Source organism: Mesorhizobium sp. M8A.F.Ca.ET.181.01.1.1, from assembly GCF_004792025.1.
Classification (GTDB): Bacteria; Pseudomonadota; Alphaproteobacteria; order Rhizobiales; family Rhizobiaceae; genus Mesorhizobium.
Window position 1 is genome coordinate 1 of the sequence record NZ_SRTV01000270.1, and the last position, 294, is coordinate 294.

General features: G+C 70.1%; 1 protein-coding gene. It reads right to left on the bottom strand.

From position 1 onward, the window contains the following. The coding region (locus EN824_RS34560; protein WP_210236402.1) for a DUF802 domain-containing protein at positions 1–270 on the bottom strand (270 nt) is incomplete at its 3' end. Between the last annotated feature and the right edge of the window lie 24 nt (positions 271–294).

Consider the following 294-nt stretch of genomic DNA (forward strand, 5'->3'; position numbering starts at 1 on the left):
GTCGAGGCGCGCGGACACGCCGCTCACCAGTGCGCCCGAACGCTCGTCGAAAGTCTGCGCGAAGCTCTCCAGCGACGCGCGCAGTTGCCGCGTCATCTCCTCGTTCGAACGCTGCTGGCCGGCGAGCGCCTCGTTCCAGATGCCGGCGACCTTGGCCGTAGCCGACTCGAAGCCGCTCGACAAACCGTCCAGTTGCCGCTGCACCGCCTGCGAAACGTTCGCCTGCAAGGCCGCGCTCTCGCGCGCGAGGCCGGCCATGGTCGCCTGCATCACAGGCTCGAGCGCTTCGCCGGC